At 65.0% G+C, this 19,496-nt stretch carries 18 protein-coding genes; 11 read left to right on the forward strand and 7 right to left on the reverse strand.

The features are described from left to right. Positions 1-1,842 (reverse strand): extracellular solute-binding protein, encoded by a 1,842-nt coding sequence (locus tag EAV90_RS12150; protein WP_162500598.1) that lies wholly within the window; start codon positions 1,840-1,842, stop codon positions 1-3. Between the two features lie 260 nt (positions 1,843-2,102). On the opposite strand from EAV90_RS12150, the gene EAV90_RS12155 reads away from it, so the two are divergent. Further along, the gene (locus EAV90_RS12155) at positions 2,103-2,924 is read left to right on the forward strand and encodes an invasion associated locus B family protein (protein WP_122403214.1); all 822 of its coding nucleotides are present in this window, start codon (positions 2,103-2,105) and stop codon (positions 2,922-2,924) included. A gap of 70 nt (positions 2,925-2,994) precedes the next feature. Here EAV90_RS12155 and hspQ read toward each other — a convergent pair whose 3' ends face one another. After that, entirely contained in the window at positions 2,995-3,327 is a 333-nt protein-coding gene (gene hspQ, locus EAV90_RS12160; protein ID WP_008564941.1) for a heat shock protein HspQ, read from the reverse strand. Positions 3,328-3,433: 106 nt separating this feature from the next. Here hspQ and EAV90_RS12165 point away from each other — a divergent pair, with 106 nt between their 5' ends. Beyond that, complete coding sequence (locus EAV90_RS12165; protein WP_122403215.1) at positions 3,434-4,387, forward strand: AEC family transporter; 954 nt, start codon at positions 3,434-3,436, stop codon at positions 4,385-4,387. Positions 4,388-4,459: 72 nt separating this feature from the next. On the opposite strand, the gene EAV90_RS12170 is transcribed toward EAV90_RS12165, so the two are convergent. After that, entirely contained in the window at positions 4,460-5,644 is a 1,185-nt protein-coding gene (locus EAV90_RS12170; RefSeq protein ID WP_122403216.1) for a UbiH/UbiF family hydroxylase, read from the reverse strand. An 86-nt stretch (positions 5,645-5,730) separates the two neighbouring features. On the opposite strand from EAV90_RS12170, the gene pcsA reads away from it, so the two are divergent. From pcsA to EAV90_RS12185, 3 genes are all read left to right on the forward strand, one after another. Continuing rightward, positions 5,731-6,498, forward strand: a complete 768-nt coding sequence (gene pcsA / locus EAV90_RS12175) for a phosphatidylcholine synthase (RefSeq protein ID WP_122403217.1) — start codon at positions 5,731-5,733, stop codon at positions 6,496-6,498. Beyond that, on the forward strand, positions 6,495-7,229 hold the full coding sequence (locus tag EAV90_RS12180; protein WP_122403218.1) for a TerC family protein: 735 nt from the start codon (positions 6,495-6,497) through the stop codon (positions 7,227-7,229). Before pcsA ends, EAV90_RS12180 begins: the two co-directional genes overlap by 4 nt. Before the next feature lie 76 nt (positions 7,230-7,305). Continuing rightward, positions 7,306-8,280: a quinone oxidoreductase family protein gene (locus EAV90_RS12185; RefSeq protein ID WP_122403219.1), complete on the forward strand. Its 975-nt coding sequence runs from the start codon at positions 7,306-7,308 to the stop codon at positions 8,278-8,280. Positions 8,281-8,446: 166 nt separating this feature from the next. Here the strand turns inward: EAV90_RS12185 and EAV90_RS12190 are convergent, their stop codons facing one another. After that, positions 8,447-9,643: an acetylornithine transaminase gene (locus EAV90_RS12190; RefSeq protein WP_122403220.1), complete on the reverse strand. Its 1,197-nt coding sequence runs from the start codon at positions 9,641-9,643 to the stop codon at positions 8,447-8,449. A 267-nt stretch (positions 9,644-9,910) separates the two neighbouring features. Further along, entirely contained in the window at positions 9,911-10,114 is a 204-nt protein-coding gene (locus EAV90_RS12195; protein WP_376707312.1) for a hypothetical protein, read from the reverse strand. Positions 10,115-10,276: 162 nt separating this feature from the next. Between EAV90_RS12195 and EAV90_RS12200 the strand changes: the two genes are divergently transcribed. Further along, on the forward strand, positions 10,277-11,218 hold the full coding sequence (locus EAV90_RS12200; RefSeq protein ID WP_129143474.1) for a hypothetical protein: 942 nt from the start codon (positions 10,277-10,279) through the stop codon (positions 11,216-11,218). A gap of 166 nt (positions 11,219-11,384) precedes the next feature. Here the strand turns inward: EAV90_RS12200 and rimO are convergent, their stop codons facing one another. Further along, positions 11,385-12,710, reverse strand: a complete 1,326-nt coding sequence (rimO, locus tag EAV90_RS12205) for a 30S ribosomal protein S12 methylthiotransferase RimO (protein ID WP_122403222.1) — start codon at positions 12,708-12,710, stop codon at positions 11,385-11,387. 110 nt (positions 12,711-12,820) lie between these two features. Here rimO and EAV90_RS12210 point away from each other — a divergent pair, with 110 nt between their 5' ends. The 5 genes from EAV90_RS12210 (at position 12,821) to EAV90_RS12230 (ending at position 18,654) form a co-directional block, all read left to right on the forward strand. Beyond that, positions 12,821-13,411, forward strand: a complete 591-nt coding sequence (locus tag EAV90_RS12210; RefSeq protein WP_008564898.1) for an ANTAR domain-containing response regulator — start codon at positions 12,821-12,823, stop codon at positions 13,409-13,411. After that, the gene (locus tag EAV90_RS12215; RefSeq protein WP_122403223.1) at positions 13,408-14,571 is read left to right on the forward strand and encodes a CmpA/NrtA family ABC transporter substrate-binding protein; all 1,164 of its coding nucleotides are present in this window, start codon (positions 13,408-13,410) and stop codon (positions 14,569-14,571) included. The genes EAV90_RS12210 and EAV90_RS12215 overlap by 4 nt, the downstream gene beginning before the upstream one ends. Positions 14,572-14,906: 335 nt before the next feature. Further along, entirely contained in the window at positions 14,907-16,688 is a 1,782-nt protein-coding gene (locus tag EAV90_RS12220; RefSeq protein ID WP_164936883.1) for a NirA family protein, read from the forward strand. Then, entirely contained in the window at positions 16,685-18,298 is a 1,614-nt protein-coding gene (locus EAV90_RS12225) for a sulfite reductase subunit alpha (protein WP_122403225.1), read from the forward strand. Before EAV90_RS12220 ends, EAV90_RS12225 begins: the two co-directional genes overlap by 4 nt. 203 nt (positions 18,299-18,501) lie before the next feature. Further along, complete coding sequence (locus EAV90_RS12230; protein ID WP_164936884.1) at positions 18,502-18,654, forward strand: hypothetical protein; 153 nt, start codon at positions 18,502-18,504, stop codon at positions 18,652-18,654. Between the two features lie 63 nt (positions 18,655-18,717). Here the strand turns inward: EAV90_RS12230 and EAV90_RS12235 are convergent, their stop codons facing one another. Continuing rightward, positions 18,718-19,485: a LamB/YcsF family protein gene (locus EAV90_RS12235; RefSeq protein ID WP_122403227.1), complete on the reverse strand. Its 768-nt coding sequence runs from the start codon at positions 19,483-19,485 to the stop codon at positions 18,718-18,720. Between the last annotated feature and the right edge of the window lie 11 nt (positions 19,486-19,496).

Raw genomic sequence — 19,496 nt, forward strand, 5'->3', positions numbered from 1 at the left:
TCACTTTGCTTGTTGAGCTTGCGGCGGCCCCTTCGACCACCAGGTCTCCGGCAAATAGCCCGAGAGCGAGGTGGCCTTGGGCCGTTCTATCCGATTCCAGCGCGCGATCCATTGCTCCGGTACGTTAAACAGCGGGATCGTATAGAAGCCCGCGATCAGGGCGCGGTCGAGCGCGCGCACCGCCGAGACGAAATCCGTACGTTCGTGGGCCTCGAGCAGGGCAGCGATCATGGCATCGACCGCGGGATCCCTGGCGCCCATGTAATTGCGAGTGCCGGGATTGTCGGCGGCGGCGCTGCCCCAATAGAAATACTGCTCGTTGCCGGGCGACAGCGACTGGTCCCAGCGGTTCTGGATCATGTCGAACTCGTAAGCGAGCCGGCGCTGGTCGAACTGCACGGGATCGACCGAGCGAACGCTCGGCTCGATGCCGGCACGCTTGAGGTCGCGCTGGAACGCGAGCGCGATGCGCTCCTGGTCGCGGGTCGTGACCATGATCTCGAAGGTGAAGGGCGCCTTGGTCGCGCGATTGCGCAGCACTGTTCCTTCGAGATCGTAGCCGGCCTCCGACAACAGCTTGAGCGCGGCGCGCAGGGTGGTGCGATCGCGCCCCGAGCCGTCGGTGACCGGCAGGCGGTAGCTGCCGTCCATGACGTCGCGCGGGATCTGCGCGGCGAAGGGCTTCAGCAGCTCACGCTCGCGCGCATCCGCAGGGCGGCCATAGGCCGACAGCTCCGATCCGGCGAAATAGCCGGCCACACGCGAATAGAGGCCGAAGAAATAGTTGCGATTGACCAGCTCGAAATCGAACAGCAGCGTCAAGGCCTGCCGCACGCGGACGTCGGCGAAGATCGGACGTCGCGCGTTGAACACCAGGAATTCGGAAGGCTGCGGCACGCCGGGCTTGATGGTGTCGCGGATCACCTCGCCGCTTCTGGCGGCCGGAAAATCGTAGCCGTCGTGCCAGCGCAAGGGCTCGTTCTCGACCCGGAAATCGTAGAGGCCGCGCTTGAAGGCCTCGAACTGGCCGTTGGCCTCGCGAAAATAATCGAGCCTGATCTCGTCGAAATTGTAGAGCCCGCGATTGATGGCGAGGTCGCGGCCCCAGTAATCGGGATTGCGGGTGAGCGTCACGCTGGCGCCCGGCTTCACCGCGGTCACGCGATAGGGACCGGAGCCGACCGGCGCCGCCAGCGTCGTCTCCTCGAAGGTCGCGACATCGACCGCGTGCTTCGGCAGGATCGGCATCAGGCCGAGGATCAGCGGCAGCTCTCGGTCGTTGGCGCCGGTGAGGTCGAAACGGACGGTGAGGGAATCCGGCGCCTCGGCCTTGGCGACTTTGGCGTAGTACTGCCGGTGATTGGGGCGGCCGTGGTCGCGCAGCAATTGCCAGGAGAACAGCACGTCCTCGGCCGCTACCTGCTTGCCGTCGGAGAAGCGGGCGCGGGGATCGAGGCGGAACGTGACGAAGCTTCGCTCGTCATTGGTTTCGACCGTCCTGGCGAGCAGGCCGTGCAGCGTGAACGGCTCATCCTGGCCGCGCGCCAGCAGGCTCTCGACGACGTAGCTGCGGACCGGCTGCACCGCCAATCCCTTCACGATGAAGGGATTGAGGCTGTCGAAGGTGCCGAGAATACCCCAGGTCAGGCGGCCGCCCTTGGGGGCATCGGGGTTGGCGTAGGGCATGTGGGTGAAATCGGCCGGCATCGCCGGCTTGCCGTGCATGGCGATGGCATGGGCCTCCTCGGCCCGGGCGCCTGCCGATAGTCCGGTGGCCAGAGCAAGGGCGAGGGCGCAGAGGCGGACGCCGGAGCCCTCGAGAAGGCGCAGGAACATGAACATCGGCACACGGTGATTCGGGGACCGGCGGGCTTGAATCCTATCACAGGGAATTTGATGGAGCGTTGGCACCAGCCCGGTCAAAGACGGTTGTCGGCATTGATCTTTTCGTCGGCCACGTTAAGAAGGCGGGCAATCGCGCAAGAGCGTCGAGCCCGTCACTTATCCGCCTCAATTGACGGGGAGAGAGCCGCGCCCAAGGCGGCCAGGTTCGGCGCTTCGGAGCGGTTCGGGCACTTCCCGTTCAGAAAGGGTTTTCCGCAATGAATTTTCGTTACTTGGCCGCGTCCGTCCGGCCGCGCGGGCGACTTCTCGCCCTGTTGACGGCGACGGCGTTGGCCGTTCCGTTTGCCGCCGAGGCCCAGACCCCTGCGCCGGCCCCGGGCGCGCCCGCCGCGCCGAAGGCCGCCCCGAAAGCGGCTCCCAAGGCTGCTCCCAAGGCTCCGGCGCCCGCGGCGTCTCCGCAGGCCCAGCAGGCTCCCGCCCAGAGCGCTCCGGCCCAGCAGGGCGCGGCGCAGCCCGCCGACCAGCAGATCCAGCTGATCTACGCCCCCTGGACCAAGTTCTGCCTCAAGGGCCAGGACGCCAACGCCAAGCAGGTCTGCTTCACCGGCAAAGACGGCCGCATCGAATCAGGCCAGCCGGTCATCGCGGCCGTCATCATCGAACCGGAAGGCGAGCCCAAGAAGATCCTGCGCGTGACGCTGCCGCTCGGCATGCAGCTGGTTCATGGCACCCGCATCATCGTGGACAACAATCCCCCGCTGCAGCAACCGTATGTGATCTGCTTCCAGAACGGCTGCATGTCCGACTACGAGGCCACGCCCGAACTCATCAACAACATGAAGAAGGGCCAGAATCTCGTTGTCCAGGCGATCAATGCCAACGGCGCGCCGCTGACCCTGCCGCTGCCGCTCGCCGGCGAATTCCAGAAGGCCTATGACGGTCCGCCGACCGATCCCAAGGTGTTCGAGGAAACCCAGAAGAAGCTCCAGGAAGAGCTTCAGAAGAAGGCCGAGGAGCAGCGCAAGAAGCTCGAGCAGCAGGGTGGCGCGCCGGGCGCATCTGCGGCTGGTCAGAAGTAATCGCATCCCAAACATGAAAAAGGCGCTCGGTTCGAGCGCCTTTTTTGTTGCCGCTTGCTGACGGCGAATTTCAGTTCAGCGAGGGATTGCGCGGGCGATAGCCGCCGGCCTTGTCCTTGATGAAGATCTCGGCGACCTGAGAATGCCGGACCGGCTCGCCGGAATCGTCCGGCAACAGGTTCTGCTCCGAGACATAGGCGACGTATTCCGACTCCGCGTTCTCCGCGAGCAGGTGATAGAACGGCTGGTCCTTGTGGGGCCGCACCTCCTCGGGAATCGACAGCCACCACTCCTCGGTGTTGTTGAATTCCGGATCGATGTCGAAGATCACCCCCCGGAACGAGAAGATCCGGTGGCGAACGACCTGTCCGATCTGGAATTTCGCGGTCCGCGCTTTAATCATCCCCCGTCGATAGACCAGGATTGTGGCCGATGCTAGTGCCCAGGTCTGGAATTAACCTTCGTTTCCGGGGCGGATAGCCCCCAAGACTTCAGAAAACACTTCATCAATGGTCGATATCCTCAATCTGGCGCTGCCTTATTTCGGCTTGATCTTCGTTGGTTTCGCGTGCGGCAAGGTCAAGTCCCTCCCGGAATCGGGCCTCGCCTGGATGAACTTCTTCCTCCTCTATGTGTCGCTGCCGGCGCTGCTGTTCGCGATCATGTCGAAGACGCCGTTTTCGGAATTGAATAACCCGCCGTTCCTGGTAGCGACCACGCTGTCGACGGTTGCAGCGTTCACGCTGGCGCTGATGGTCGGCAAGCTGCTCGGCGGGCTGACGCTGCGCGAAGCGACGCTCGCCGGCCTCTCCGGCGGCTACGGCAATATCGGCTATATGGGGCCGGGCTTGGCGCTCGCGGTGCTGGGGTCGAAGGCGGCGGCGCCGACGGCGCTGATCTTCTGCTGTGACAGCATCTTCCTGTTCACGATCGTGCCGCTCCTGATCGAGCTTTCCGACCGCGATCATCCCTCGCTCGTCCACGCCTTTGGCGTCGTGCTGAAGCAGATCGTGCTCAATCCGCTGATCATGTCGGCCTGCTTTGGCGCGGCCGTCGCAGCGCTTCATATCGAGCTGCCGGTCGCGCTCGATCGCACCATCACCTTCCTCCAGAACGCAGCCGCGCCGACCGCGCTGTTCGTGCTCGGCGTGACGGTGGCGCTCCGCCCGTTCGACCGGGTGCCGTGGGAGGTGCCAGGCGTGATCGCGGTCAAGCTCCTGATCCATCCGCTCACGGCGTTCGCTCTGATGCTGGCGTTCGGCCCGTTCGCGCAGCCCTGGGCCGCCACCGCCGTCCTGATGGCCTCGCTGCCGCCGGCGCTGAATGTGTTCGTGATCGCCCGACAGAACGACGCCTGGATCGAATCTGCCTCCGTGGCGGTGCTGCTGGGAACGTTCGCGTCCGTGGTCACGCTGACCAGCGTGATGTGGGCGATCCAGAGCGGGCGGCTGGCGTTTCCGTGAGGGGCCGGAATGTGCACCTCTCCGCAACGGGGAGAGGTGTTCGAGCACGCCCTTGGCGAGTCAGCCCGCGGGCTACCGCCGCCACGTCGGCGTCAGCCCTTCGCGCATCGCAAACCGCCGGAGCGGGCCGATGGCGCCGAGCAGGTGCATGCCGACGGCGCGGACCGGCTGGAGCGGCAGGAAGTCGTTGAGCAGTGAGCGGTTGGCGATGTCGATCGCAAAGGTGCGACTCAAAATGTCCGGCCGCCGCGCGCGCTCGTAACGCTTCAGGACCTCGTCGGCGCCGGGATCCTGCCGCGAGGCGATGGCTTCGCCCGCGAGCCGTGCCATGTCGGCGGCATCGCGCAGGCCGAGATTGAGGCCCTGGGCGCCGATCGGCGGAACGACATGGGCGGCTTCGCCGACCAGCGCGATGCGGTCGCGGCCGAAGGATTTTGGACGTTCGATCGCGAGCGGGAACAGGTTACGGCCGGGCTCGACCGACATGCGCCCCAGAATCGAATGCGACTGCTTCTCGATTGCGGCGGACAGCTCCTCATCGCTCAAGCCGCGAAGCCGTTCGGCCTCCGCAGGCGCCGAGACCCAGACGACGCTGGAGCGGTTGCCGGGCAGGGGCACGAACACGCAGGGACCGTGCGGCGTGTGGAACTCGGTCGAGACATTGCGATGCGGCCGGGCGTGGCCGACGTTGAAGGTCAGCGCGGTCTGGTTCAGCTCGCGCCGCGTCACGGCGATGCCGGCGGCCTCGCGGCACAGCGAGTGCCGGCCGTCGGCACCGACCACCAGGCGGGCCGAGAGAAACTGTCCGGAGGCCGTGCGCACCGCGACGTCATCGGCTTCGATGACGACGCTTTCGGCCTCGTCGTCGAAGCGGACGAGGTTGGCCAGCTCAGCCGCGCGCGCCTCCAGCGCCAGCATCAGCGAGCGGTTGTCGATGTTGTAGCCGAACGCATCGAGGCCGATTTCGTGACAGGAGAAGCGGACCTCGGGGCTGCGGAATAGCCGGCCGGTGTCGTCGACGAGACGCATGACCTCCAGCGCTGCCGCCTTGTCCTTGCAGCGCGACCAGACGTCGAGCATCTCCAGCAGGTCGATGGAGGCACCGAGCAGCGCGGTGGTGCGATTGTCGGCGTAGGGCACGCGCCGGGCCACCAGCGCGGTCCGTGCACCCGCTTGCGCCAGCGCGATGGCCGCCGCAAGTCCCGCCGGTCCGCCGCCGATCACGGCCGCGTCATGGAGTGTCGATGCATCTGTCATGGAACGACATTTGACACGCCCCGCGGCAAATTCAAGCCCGCTGATTTTGCCTGATTTTATGACGAATTGTGCGATCGTGCGCCGCAATGTCGGATGTGCAAACCGGTCGCATTCTGATAGCAGAAGCCATGGACACGCAGCAGGATTCCCTGAAGCCGAGACCGGCGATCCGCGCCGCAGCCTTCTCGGTGCACATTTTCACCGCGTTCGGTGCGGCGGTCGCGCTCTTGGCGATGCTGGAGGCCGTGCGCGAGCACTGGGCGGCGATGTTTCAATGGCTCGGCGTCGCGCTGATCATCGACGCGATCGACGGGCCGATCGCGCGCCGGCTCGACGTCAAGAACGTGCAGCCGAACTGGTCGGGCGACGTGCTCGATCTCGTGGTCGACTTCGTCACCTATGTGTTCGTGCCGGCCTATGCGATTGTGGCGAGCGGGCTGTTGCTGCCGGTCGCAGCTCCGTTGCTCGGCGTCGCCATCATCGTCACCAGCGCATTGTATTTCGCCGATCTGCGCATGAAGGCCGACGACAATCATTTCCGCGGCTTCCCGGCGCTGTGGAATGCGGCGGCCTTCTACCTGTTCCTGCTGCATTGGCCGCCGCTCTGGTCGACGCTGCTGGTGGCCGCGCTCGTCGTGCTGACCTTCGTGCCGTTCCATGTGCTGCATCCGGTCCGCGTCGTTCGGCTGCGCTGGCTGACGATGTCGCTGATCGCGATCTGGGCGGTGCTCGGCCTCTACACGCTGGAGATGGATTTTCGCGTCGGCACCGGCGTCACCGTCGCGCTCTGCGCCATCGCGCTCTGGATCACCTTTAGCGATGCCTTGATCCGCCTCGCGAGATCCTTCGCGTGATGCACCTGCTGACCAGCCCCGAAGCCTGGGCGGCGCTGCTGACGCTGACGTCGCTCGAGATCGTGCTCGGCATCGACAACGTCATCTTCCTGTCGGTGATCGTCTCGCGCATCCCCGAGCAGCAGGCGCACCGCGCCCGTCAGATCGGGCTCGCGCTGGCACTCGTGTTTCGCATCATCCTGCTCAGCGTCCTCGTCTGGCTGATCGGCCTGACCGTGCCGGTGTTCTCGTTTGCCGGCTACGACTTCTCCTGGCGCGATCTCATCCTGATCGGCGGCGGCCTGTTCCTGATCGCAAAGGCGACGCACGAGATTCACGGCGAGGTCGAAGCCGATGACGGCGAGGCCGACGAGGGGTCCGCGGGCAACGCGTTCTTCTGGGTGATCGTCCAGATCGTGATCATCGACATCGTGTTCTCGCTGGACTCGATCATCACCGCGATTGGCATGGCCCAGGACATCGAGATCATGATCGCGGCCGTCGTGATCGCCTGCCTGGTCATGTACATTTCGTCCGGGCCGGTGTCGCGATTCGTCGCGGAACATCCGACCACGAAGATGCTGGCGCTGGCCTTCCTGGTGCTGATCGGCGTCGCGCTGGTTGCGGACGGATTCAAATTCCACATTCCACGCGGCTACATCTATTTCGCAATTGCGTTCTCGGCGGCGGTCGAATTCTTCAACGTGCTGGCCAAGCGCAACCGCAAGAAAACCAGCAAGCAGTCGGTCTAGTCGTTCCCGTCGGCGTCGAGTTGACAAGGCGGGCGCGATGTCTTTCGCTCAGCCCTGGAGAAGAGGAGGTCAGGCGATGACCAAAGCCATCCGTGTGCACAAGGTCGGTGGCCCCGAAGCCCTGGTCTATGAGAGCGTCGACGTGCCGGCGCCTGGGCCGGGCGAGGTGCGCATCCGCCAGCATGCGGTGGGCCTCAACTTCATCGACGTCTACTACCGCACCGGCCTCTATAAGGCGCCGGAGCAGCCCTTCATCGCCGGCAATGAGGCTTCCGGCGAGGTTGTCGCGGTTGGAGCTGGCGTCACGCATTTCCATCCCGGCGACCGCGTCGCCTACTACCACAATCTCGGCGCCTATACCGGCGAGCGCAACATCCCCTGGGAGAAGCTGGTCAAGCTGCCCGACCACATCACCTACGAGCAGGGCGCCGTGCTGATGTTGAAGGGGCTCACCGTCTGGTATCTGCTGCACAAGACTTTCAAGGTCGAGCCGCACCATCGCGTGCTGATCCATGCTGCGGCGGGCGGCATCGGCTTGCTTGCCTGTCAATGGGCGCGGGCGCTCGGCGCCCATGTCATCGGCACCGTCGGCTCGCGCGAGAAGGCCGAGCTTGCTGAGGCCAACGGCTGCGACCACGTCATCCTCTACAACGAGGAGGATTTCGTTGCGCGCGTGAAGCAGATCAGCCGCAACGAGGGCTGCGACGTCGTCTATGACGGCGTCGGCAAGGCGACCTTCCCGGGTTCGCTGTCCTGCCTGAAGCCGCGCGGCATGTTCGTCTCGTTCGGCAATGCCTCCGGTCCCGTGCCGCCGTTCGCGATCGCCGAGCTCAACAATCACGGCTCGCTGTTTGCGACACGGCCCAAGCTCAACGACTATGTCGGTACGCGCAGGGAGCTGTTGGAAGGCGCCGACACGTTGTTCGCCGCCGTCATCAACGGCAAGCTGCACGTGCCGATCAACCACGCCTACGCGCTGAAGGACGCCGCCAAGGCCCATATCGATCTCGAAAGCCGCAAGACCACGGGGGCGTCGATCTTGAAGCCTTAGGTCTTCCGTCACCGTCCGCTCTCGTGTCCCGGACGAGCTGCAATGCGCGAGCATTGCAGCGCTGAGCCGGGACCCGTATGCAGCGCGCGATGCGGAGAGATGGGCCCCGGCTCTGCAGCGCACCGCCGACGGGGCGCTGCGTTGCGTCCGGGGCACGGGACGTATCTTACGCGACTCTCCGTGCCGCGCCGGCCTTGGTCAATATCCCGTCGAGGCAATCGATCATCTCGGCGATCTCTGCCTTCGTGACGTTCAGCGCGGGCATGAAGCGCAGCGTGTCAAGCTGCGGTGCGTTCAGCAGCACGCCGGCTTCGAACGCCTGCGCGACGATGCTTGGCGCGATCGGCAGCTTGAGGTCGAGCGCGAGCAGCAGCCCGCGTCCGCGCACGCCGCCCAGGCCATGCCGCGCGGAGACCTTCTGCAACTCGCTCTCGAGCAAGAGGCCGGTCTCGGTCACCGCCTTGAGGAAGTCGGGCTTCTTGATCTCCTCGAGCACCGCAAGACCCGCCGCGCACATGATCGGGTTGCCGTTGAATGTGCCGCCCTGGTCGCCGTGCTCGAAGCAGGAGGCGCGTTCGGTCGCGAGCAGGGCGGCGAGCGGCACGCCGCCGCCGATGCCCTTGCCCAGCGTCATGATGTCGGGTGCGATCCCGGTGTGCTCGTAGTGGAAGAGTTTTCCGGTCCGGCCCATGCCGGTCTGGATCTCGTCAAAGATGAGCAGCAGGCCGTGCGCCTCGGTCAGCGCGCGCAGCTGCTGCAAGAATTGATCAGTCGCGGGCCACACGCCGGATTCACCCTGGATCGGCTCGAGCATCACCGCGACGGTGTTGTCGTTGATCAGCTTCTCGACCGAGGCAATGTCGTTCAGCTTCGCCTTCTTGAAGCCGGCGACCTTCGGCTCGAACAGCGGCGCGAACGCCTTCTTGCCCGAGGCCGACATCGTCGCCAGCGTCCTGCCGTGGAAGCCGCCTTCGAAGCTGATGATCTCGAACGCGCCGCCCTTGTGCAGGCTGCCATATTTCCGCGCGAGCTTGATCGCGCCTTCATTGGCCTCCGCACCCGAGTTGGCAAAGAACACCTGATCGAACGCACTGTTCTCGACAAGCGCCTGCGCCAGCTTGAGGCTCGGCTCGTTGTAGAAGGCCGGGCTCGGCGTCAACAGCCGCTTGGCTTGCGCGCTAAGCGCGTCGGCGATCACGGGCGGCGAGTGGCCGAGGCAGTTCACAGCCCAGCCCTGCACGAAGTCGAGATAGCGCTTGCGGTTGTCGTCCCAGAGGTAGGAGCCGGCGCCGCGGACGAACACGGCCTTGGGCCGTGCGGTGATGTCCATCAGCGCGTCATACGGATGGGTGGCGGTGGTCATGTCGAACTCCTCTGGAGGCGGGTGGAAAGCGGGCGCAAAAGCAGAAAGGCCGCACCTTGCGGGTGCGGCCTTCTCGAAAACTGGCTGAATTCAGTGGTTCAGCGGCGTCGTCGGACATGGCGCACCCTCTCATCGTCGCGGAAGCGACGACGGAGCATTTCGGTGCGCAGGTTGGTCCGAGAGTTGATCATGGGGCGCGTCCCTACAGCCGAATAGCAGAACTTGTCAAGCAGGCATTTTGCATGATGCTCGCCGAGCGTGCATCGGTCAGGTCGAATGCGCGGCTTCCTCGTTGTCGCCTTTGCCCCAATCCGCATCCGCAATCGCCGTGTCGATCAGCTCGCCGCGCATCAGCTTCAGCGGTGAATTCCAATACAGCGCGATGTTGTGGAAGGGTCGGTCAGCAGCTTGAACACTCAGACGAGGCCGGTCGTGACGTCGCGCGTGACGAATAGCTGCAGCATGGCTCACGCAGCCTGCTCCCGATACCGGTTGTTTCACGCCGTTTCATCGCTCGTCGCGCAGCAACCATCGCATCGCTGGCGCGTTTGTGATCAAAGCACGCGATTTGGTTCGAACCGGTCGCGACTCGGCTCAGACCAAGAGTAGCGGGACCAACGAGACAGTTCAGCCTTGTCCAACACGCCTTACCCGATCGACCTCGACAGCATCCGCGGCGCATTTCCGCCGGGCATCGACGCGCCGCCGCTGCTGGTCGATTTTGCCGCCTGGCTCGAGGGGCGCCCCTGGGGCAGCGTCGGCCGCTTCTCCTTGCAAGGCCAGTTCTCCGATTCCGCGCCGATCGTCGACGGCAGTCCGTTGCGCGACAGGTTCTCGCTGTTCATGCGACTGCCGGATGGTTCGGCCGTCGGCGGCTGGTATGGCGCCGGTCTCGACCGCGACAATCCGCCGATCGTCGGGCTGGGATCGGAGGGCGATTACGAATTGCTGGCGCCGAGCCTCGACGGCTTGCTCGCAAAACTGACGTCGCAGCAGTTCGACAAGGCCTGGAGCGATCTCCTGCCGGATGAGGAGGTCGAGTGTCAGACCGTCGAGCTTGCGCAGTGGCTCGCACGGCGGCCGATTGGCGAGCCGGCGCCTTCCGAGAGCGACGCTTCGGATTTGCCCGACTTCCGGGGCTTCATGGAACAATGGGTGCGGGAGCGCGAGGAATATTGGGCCAATCACCGCCTGATGGCCGAGCTCGGCTGGCGACTCGCCGCGCATCTGCCCGATGGCAAGAAGCCATGGGACCAGACGCGCTTCGAGATCGCCATCGTCGGCGCACAATATCAGGCGCGCGTGCTGAGGCGCGGGCCGCAGCCTTTCGAGGAGGCCGCCTCGATCGAATCCCTGCTGCGCGATCTGCGCGAGGAGATGCGCCGCGCACAGCCCGAGCTCGGGCTGTGGTACGCGATGAATTTCGGCCTCCATGCCGATGGCCGCATCATGCCGAGCTTCGAATACGATTTGCACCCGACCATCGATGGCGAGCCGACGCTGCTGTCCGAAGCGAAGGCCGATCTCGCCCGCGCGCCAAGGCCGGAGCGCTGGGTGCCGAAGTGGCTGGCGTGACGGGGCTGTAGAAGGGCGACGTTAGCAGCTAGGACTCTCGTACCCACAGGAGTTGCCCGGGCTTGTCCCGGGCATCCACGTTCTTTGCGCGTGGGGAGGACGTGGATGGCCGGGTCAAGCCCCGGCCATGACGACGTGGAAGCGTCGGTGAGCCCAAAACGCCCCCTCAGAATCCCGCGACGCTGCCGTGTAGATCGTATTCGTCCGCGCGCTCGATCTTCGCGGTGACGATCTCGCCGACACGCAAGGGGCGGCGGCTGGAGAGATAGACCGCGCCGTCGATCTCTGGCGCATCGGCCTTGGAGCGGCCCTTTGCCACGGTCGGACCGACCTCGTCGATGATGATCTGCTGGCGCGTGCCGACCTTGCGCTTCAGCCTGCGCGCCGAGATCTTCTGCTGCCTGGCCATCAGCGCGTTGTAGCGCTCCTGCTTGACCTCTTCGGGCACGGGGTTCTCGATCGCATTCGAGGTGGCGCCCGCCACCGGCTCGTATTTGAAGCAGCCGACACGGTCGATCTCGGCTTCATCGAGCCAGTCGAGCAGATAGGCGAAATCGGAATCGGTCTCGCCGGGGAAGCCGACGATGAAGGTCGAGCGCAAAGCGAGATCGGGGCATTCCTCGCGCCAGCGCTTGATCCGCGCCAGTGTCTTGTCCTGCGCCGCCGGGCGCTTCATCGCCTTCAGCACCTCGGGGCTCGCATGCTGGAACGGGATGTCGAGATAGGGCAGCACCTTGCCCTCGTTCATCAGCGCGATGACCTCGTCGACATGCGGGTAGGGGTAGACATATTGCAGCCGGACCCAGGCCCCGAGCTCGCCGAGCTCGCGCGCGAGGTCGAGGAACTTGGCGCGGACCTGGCGGTCCTTCCACGGGCTCTCGGCGTATTTCAGGTCGACGCCATAGGCCGAGGTGTCCTGCGAGATCACCAGCAGCTCCTTGACGCCTGCGCCGACCAGACGTTCGGCCTCGCGCAGCACGTCATTGGCCGGGCGCGAGACGAGATCGCCGCGCAGCTTCGGGATGATGCAGAAGGTGCAGCGGTTGTTGCAGCCCTCGGAGATCTTCAAATACGCGTAGTGCCGCGGCGTCAGCTTGATGCCCTGCGGCGGCACCAGGTCGAGATGCGGATTGTGCGCCGGCGGCAGCGCGCGGTGCACAGCGTCGAGCACGCTCTCATATTGCTGCGGCCCGGTGATGGAGAGCACGCCGGGATAGGCCTGCTCGATCGCTTCCGGTTCAGCGCCCATGCAGCCGGTCACGATCACCTTGCCGTTCTCGGCCATGGCCTCGCCGATCGCCGAGAGCGATTCCTGCTTGGCGCTGTCGAGGAAACCGCAGGTGTTGACGATGACGATATCGGCCCCGTCATGCTTGCGGGCGAGCTCATAGCCCTCCGCGCGCAGGCGCGTGATGATGCGCTCGGAATCCACCAATGCCTTGGGACACCCGAGCGACACGAAGCTGACCTTGGGCGCAGCCGTCTGATCCATATCTGATCTGCCTGATTGACCGGCCTGAGCTAGTCCCAATTGCCCATAATTACAACCCTTTGCAGGGCGTTCGGGCGTGCTATGGATGAATCACCTGCCGTGAGTGAGCCATGAGCGCCGAACAGTCGCCCAAAATCGTGATCGTCGACGAAAGCCCGATCCGGGCCGCGATCCTGGAGGAGGGTTTGCGGGAGGCCGGATTCACCCAGGTCGTCCATATCCGCGAGATGCAGAGCCTGCTCGCCCGTATTTATGCGGTGGACCCCGACATCATTCTGATCGATCTGGAGAACCCCAGCCGCGACGTGCTGGAGGCGATGTTCCAGGTCAGCCGCGCCGTGAAGCGGCCGATCGCGATGTTCGTCGACCAGAGCGATTCAGCCTCGATCCAGGCCTCGGTCGAGGCGGGGGTGTCGGCCTACATCGTCGACGGGCTGAAGAAGGAGCGCATCAAGCCGATCCTCGACCTCTGCGTGTCCCGCTTCAACGCCTTCGCCAAACTCCAGGAGGAGCTGGAGCGCACCAAGTCGCAGCTCGAGGACCGCAAGATCATCGAACGCGCCAAGGGCATCCTGATGAAGGTGAAGGGCCTGACCGAGGACGAGGCCTATGTGCTGCTGCGCTCCACCGCGATGCGCGAGAAGAAGAAAATCGGCGAGATTGCGCAGTCGATCATCACCGCGTCGGAGATGCTGAAATGACCGCCACCCTCCGCATCGGGTTCATTCCGCTGGTCGATGCCGCCGCCCTGATCGTCGCGGTCGACAAGGGATTTGCCGCCACTGAGGGGCTCGAGGTCGAGCTGGTGCGCGAGGTCTCCTGGTCCAACGTCCGCGACAAGCTCAACATCGGCCTGTTCGACGCGGCGCATCTCTTGGCGCCTGTCGCGATCGCGTCCTCGCTGGGGCTCGGCCACGTCAAGGTGCCGATCGCAGCGCCTTTCAATCTCGGCATCAACGGCAACGCAATCACGGTGTCGCCGGCGCTCCATGCCGCGCTGATGGAGGAGATCGAGGGCGATCGTTTCGACCCGATGGCGACCGCGAAGGCGCTGGCGAAGGTCGTTGCCGTCAGGCGCAAGCTAGGCGCCGAGCCGCTGACCTTCGGAATGACCTTCCCGTTCTCGACGCACAATTATCAGCTGCGGTTCTGGATGGCCGCGGCGGGCGTTGATCCCGACGAGGACGTGCGCCTCGTGGTGCTGCCGCCGCCCTATATGGTCGACAGCCTCAAGAACGGCCATGTCGATGCGTTCTGCGTCGGCGCGCCCTGGAACTCGATCGCGGTCGACCTCGGCATCGGCCACATCCTGCATTTCGTCTCCGACATCCTGGTCCGAGCAGCGGAGAAGGTGCTGGCGGTCCGCCAGACCTGGGCCGACAAGAATCCGGATGTGGTCGCAGCCCTGGTGCGGGCCGCGGTGAAGGCGGCCGAGTTCATCGAGCATCCCGAGAACCGGGCCGAGGCGGCGGAAATCCTGGCGCAGCCGGAACGGATCGGCGTCGACGCAGAGGTCATCCAGCGCACCCTCACCGGGCGCCTGAAGATCTCGCCCGATGGCACTTTCCGCGAAAGCAGCCGCTACCTTTTGGTCGGACGCGAAGGGGCAGGGCGGCCCGATCCGGTCCAGGCCGCCTGGCTCTATGCGCAGATGGTGCGGTGGGGACAGACGGCGCTGACCCCTGACGGCGTCAAGACGGCGATGGCGGTGTTCAGGCCCGATCTCTACGACGCGGCGCTCGGCAACAGCACGCCGGCCGAAGCTCCCGCAGCGTTCGGCGCCTTTGCCGGCCCGGCGTTTGACCCGACCGATATCCGCGGACATCTCGAGGCCTTTGGGGTCGGGCGCTGGAAGGCCTGATTCGGAGTTGCGTCGTTTTTGAGCATACCGCCTGCCTGGCTAATGTTTGAGCGCGCTGCTCGAATTTCGGGAGAGTTCCCAGGCGTGGATCCACTCGGCCTCCTTTTAACTCTCTGAAATTTCAAGATTTTTGATTCCCGCCAAGCTGGCACGCAACTTGAATATTGCACTGCGGCCAGCTTGTCATAGGTGCCTGCTGAGCCAAGTCCCACAGCAACGAAGCTGATCGGACCGTCGGGTTGCGAAGCAGGCGTCAGAGCCAGCTGAGTTTCCCGCGGGTCGCGCAATTTTCCGTCGATGCCACCGAGGTGGCCGCAGGAGCTTCGTTACACACCATGAAAATCGATACGGTCTCAGTCGACTTTACCGACGAGCAGAAACGCTATCTCGAAGGCTTCACGACGGGCCTGCAGATCAGCCGGGTCGGCCGCGGCCTTGGCACGGGCACCGGCAAGACGAATGCCGAGCCGACCGGTCCCGATGCCGTTCACATCAAGGCGCAGGACAAGGTGATCGCGGCGGGCAAGAAGCTTGCCGACCAGGAGAAGTTCAAGCGCGAGGAGCATCCCTTCGACGCCTATCCCCGGCTGCGCCAGCAGGCGCGCGACAACACCCCGCCGAGCCCGGCGGACAATTTCCGCTGGCGCTATTACGGCATCTTCTATGTCGCGCCGACGCAGGACTCCTACATGTGCCGCCTGCGCATTCCGAACGGCATCATGAAGCACTGGCAGCTGTCGGGCCTTGCCGATCTCGCCGACGAGCTCTGCGGTCCCTACAGCCACGTCACGACGCGCGCCAATCTCCAGCTGCGCGAGATCCCGCCGAAGCACGCGATCAGGATGATCGAAGGCATCCAGGACCTCGGCCTGTGCTCACGCGGCTCCGGCGCCGACAACATCCGCAACGTGACGGGAACGCCGACGGCCGGCATCGATCCGCAGGAAATCATCGACACGCGGCCCTATGCGCGCGAGTGGCACTATCACATCCTCAACGACCGCTCGCTCTATGGCCTGCCGCGCAAGTTCAACGTCGCCTTCGACGGCGCCGGCAGGATCGCGGTGCTCGAGGAGACCAACGACATCGCCTTCACCGCGTACGAGGTGAAGGACGGTTTCGGCGTCGAGCCCAGCATCTGGTTCCGGCTCGGTCTCGGCGGCATCACCGGCCACAAGGATTTTGCAAAATATTCCGGCATCATCGTCAAGCCGGAGCAGGCGACTGCCGTCGCCGACGCCATCGTGCGCGTGTTCATCGATCATGGCGACCGCAACAATCGCAACAAGGCACGGCTGAAATACGTGCTCGACAGCGTGGGCCACGACGGCTTCCTCAAGCTGGTCGAAGAGCGGCTGAAGAAGCCGTTCACGCGTGTGCCGGAAGAGGCGTTTGCGCCGCGGCCTGCCGCCGACCGTCTGGCCCATATCGGCGTGCACAAGCAGAAGCAGGACGGGCTCAACTGGATCGGCGTGTCGCTGACGCTCGGCAAGCTCACCTCCGATCAGATGCGCGGCCTCGCCAAGGTTTCGCGCGATCTCGGCGACGGCGAGATCCGTCTCACGGTCTGGCAGAACCTCCTGCTTTCAGGCGTGCGCGACGAGAATGTCGAGCTTGCCGTCGCGGCCATCAAGCAGATCGGGCTCGCAGTCGAGGCCTCGCACATCCGCGCCGGCCTGATCGCCTGCACGGGCAATGCCGGTTGCCGCTTTGCCGCTGCCAATACCAAGCGCCACGCCGCCGAGATCGGCGACTGGTGCGAGCCGCGCGTCGCGATGGACAAGCCGGTGAACATCCATGTCACTGGCTGTCACCATTCCTGCGCGCAGCACTACATCAGCGATATCGGCCTGATTGGCGCGCGTGTGCCGGTCGGCGAGGAAGACACGGTCGAGGGCTATCACCTCTTCACCGGCGGCGGGTTCGGCCCCGATGCCGACGTCGGGCAGGAAGTCTATCACGACCTCAAGGCCGAGGACGCACCGAAGACGGTCGAAAAACTGCTCAAGGCCTATATCGCCCATCGCTCGTCTCCCGATGAAACCTTCCTGTCCTTTGCGCGCCGCCACGACGGCGAGACGCTGCGCAAGCTGGCCGATGCACAGGTGTCCGCATGAACCAGATCACCCCACCGCCGAAACTCGACCTCATTCCCGCGAGCGCGCCGTTCTCCGATGCGCAGCGTTCCTGGCTGAACGGCTTCTTCGCCGGGCTGCTGTCGCCGGACGTTGCCGCGCCGCTGTCGGCGGAGCAGGGCGCCGCCGTCATGCAGGGAGCGGCCGGCGACGGCGATGACGGCGAAGCGCCATGGCATGACCAGACCATGCCGATCGCCGAGCGGATGAAGCTCGCCGAGGGACGCCCCCTGCGGCGCAAGATGATGGCAGCGATGGCGCAGCAGGATTGCGGCCAGTGCGGCTACAATTGCCACGACTATTCGGAGGCGATCGCGAGCCGCAGCGAAGCGCGGCTCAATCTGTGCGTTCCCGGCGGCAAGGAAACCGCGCGGATGCTGAAGTCGCTGTACGAGGAGCTCGACAAGGCGCCCGTGGCGAAAGCTCCCGAGAAGACGGACGCGGTGGCCGCGCCGGCCGTGACCGTGACCATCGCAGAGCCCGGCCGCTCGCGCGACAATCCGATTCAAGCGACGTTCCTGTCGCGCCGTCTTCTCAACAAGGGCAAGTCGGAGAAGGAGACCTATCACATCGAGTTCGATCTCTCCGAGAGCAAGCTCGACTATGTCGTTGGTGATTCCTTCGGCGTCTTCCCGCGCAACGATATCGGCCTCGTCGACCAGGTCATCGCGCTGCTCGGCGCCTCCCACACCACCAAAGTGAACGGCAAGACGCTGCGCGAGGTGCTGATCGATGACGTCTCGCTGTCGCCGGCGCCCGACACGCTGTTCGAGCTGATCTCCTTCATCACCGGCGGCGCGCAGCGCGAGAAGGCGCGAGCGCTGGCGCAGGGCGAGGATCCCGATGGCGATGCCGCGACCCTCGACGTGATGGCGGCGCTGCAGAAGTTTTCCGGCACGCGGCCGCATCCGGAGGCGTTCGTCGAGGCGCTGGAGCCGCTGCAGCCGCGGCTTTACTCGATCTCGTCCTCGCACAACGCGACGCCGGGAAAACTGTCGCTGACAGTCGACTCGGTGCGCTACGTCATCGGCAAGCGCAAGCGCCTCGGCGTCGCCTCGACCTTCCTCGGCGAGCGCATCGCCGAGGGCGAGAAGCTCAAGGTCTATGTGCAGAAGGCGCACAATTTCGGCCTGCCGCAAGACCCGAAGACGCCGATCATCATGGTCGGACCCGGCACCGGCATCGCGCCATTCCGCGCCTTCCTGCTCGATCGCAAGGCGACCGGCGCGCCCGGCAAGAACTGGCTGTTCTTCGGTCATCAGCGCAGCGATTGCGATTTCTTCTACCAGGAGGAGCTCAACGCGATGAAGACCTCTGGGCTGCTCACGCGCCTGTCGCTGGCCTGGTCGCGCGACGGCGAGAAGAAGTTCTACGTGCAGGACCGCATGCGCGAGGTCGGCCGCGAGCTGTGGACCTGGCTCGCCGAAGGCGCGCATCTCTATATCTGCGGCGATGCCAAGCGCATGGCCAAGGATGTCGAGCGCGCGCTGGTCGATATCGTCGCCCAGTTCGGCGCGCGTTCGACGGATGAGGCCGTCAGTTTCGTTGCCGAGCTCAAGAAGACCGGCCGCTTCCAGGCGGACGTGTACTAACCACTGCCACTCCGCCGTCGTCCGAGCCGGTTCCAACTGGCTCGGATTTGAACGAATAAAATTCCCGGAACCTGCACTTCAAGAGAATTTACAGCTGCGATGCTGTCTCCTCGGAGAAGGCGCATCGCTATTTCCGCCACCGTCTTGCCTGCCCCCCGGCTTGATCCTTCATACTCCCGCAAATGGGGCGTTGGAGATCGACCATGCGCGCACTATCGGCTGAAGCCAGGCTGCACTTCTACGCGCGTTCGCTCTCGCGTCGGACCGGGGCGAGCATGCACCACGTTGCGATGTACAGCGCGTTTGCGGTGATCGCGGCGATCGTGTTCGGGACGCTGTCGGTGCACCCATTCTGATGCTCTCATCGGGTGGGCAAAGGCGCATAGCGCCGCGCCCACCCTGTACCCTTCTTACGTATCTCACGCGCGCTTGAACGGCGCGACCTCGATCCCGGCTTCCTTCAACGCCTGACGTACGCCACGCGCGATCTCGACCGCGCCCGGCGTGTCGCCGTGGATGCAGACCGTGTCCGTGCGCATCTTGATCACCTTGCCGGTCACCGAGACCACCGCGCCGTCCTGCACCATGCGCACCACGCGGTCGGCGATCGCCTTGGCATCGTGCAGCACCGCGCCCGGCTTCTTGCGCGAGACCAGATTGCCGTCGTCCTCGTAGGCGCGGTCGGCGAACACCTCGTGCACCATCGGCAGATTGGCCGCTTCGCCGGCCTTCACCAGTTTCGAATTGGCGAGCACGACGAAGATCAGGCTGGGATCGACCGCCTTGATGCCGGCGGCGATCGCCTTCGCGGTCATGTCGTCCTCGCAGGCGACATTGGAGAGCGCGCCGTGCGCCTTCACATGGGTGACCTTGTGGCCGGCCGCGGTCGCGATCGCCTGCAGCGCGCCGATCTGGTAGGCGACGAGGTTCTCGATCTCGGAGGCCTTGAGCCCTGCGATCGGGTGGCGGCCGAACCCGTGCAGGTCACGGTAGCCGGGATGCGCGCCGACCGAGACGCCGCGCGCCTTTGCCAGCTCCACCGTCCTGCGCATGATGTCGGGGTCCCCGGCGTGGAAGCCGCAGGCGACGTTGACCGAGCTCGCCAACTCGATCATGGCGGCATCGTTGCCCATCTCCCACGCGCCAAAACCTTCGCCGAGGTCGCAATTAAGATCGACTGTCTTCATGGGGTGCTCTC

This window comes from Bradyrhizobium vignae (genome assembly GCF_004114425.1).
GTDB classification, from domain to species: domain Bacteria; phylum Pseudomonadota; class Alphaproteobacteria; order Rhizobiales; family Xanthobacteraceae; genus Bradyrhizobium; species Bradyrhizobium vignae.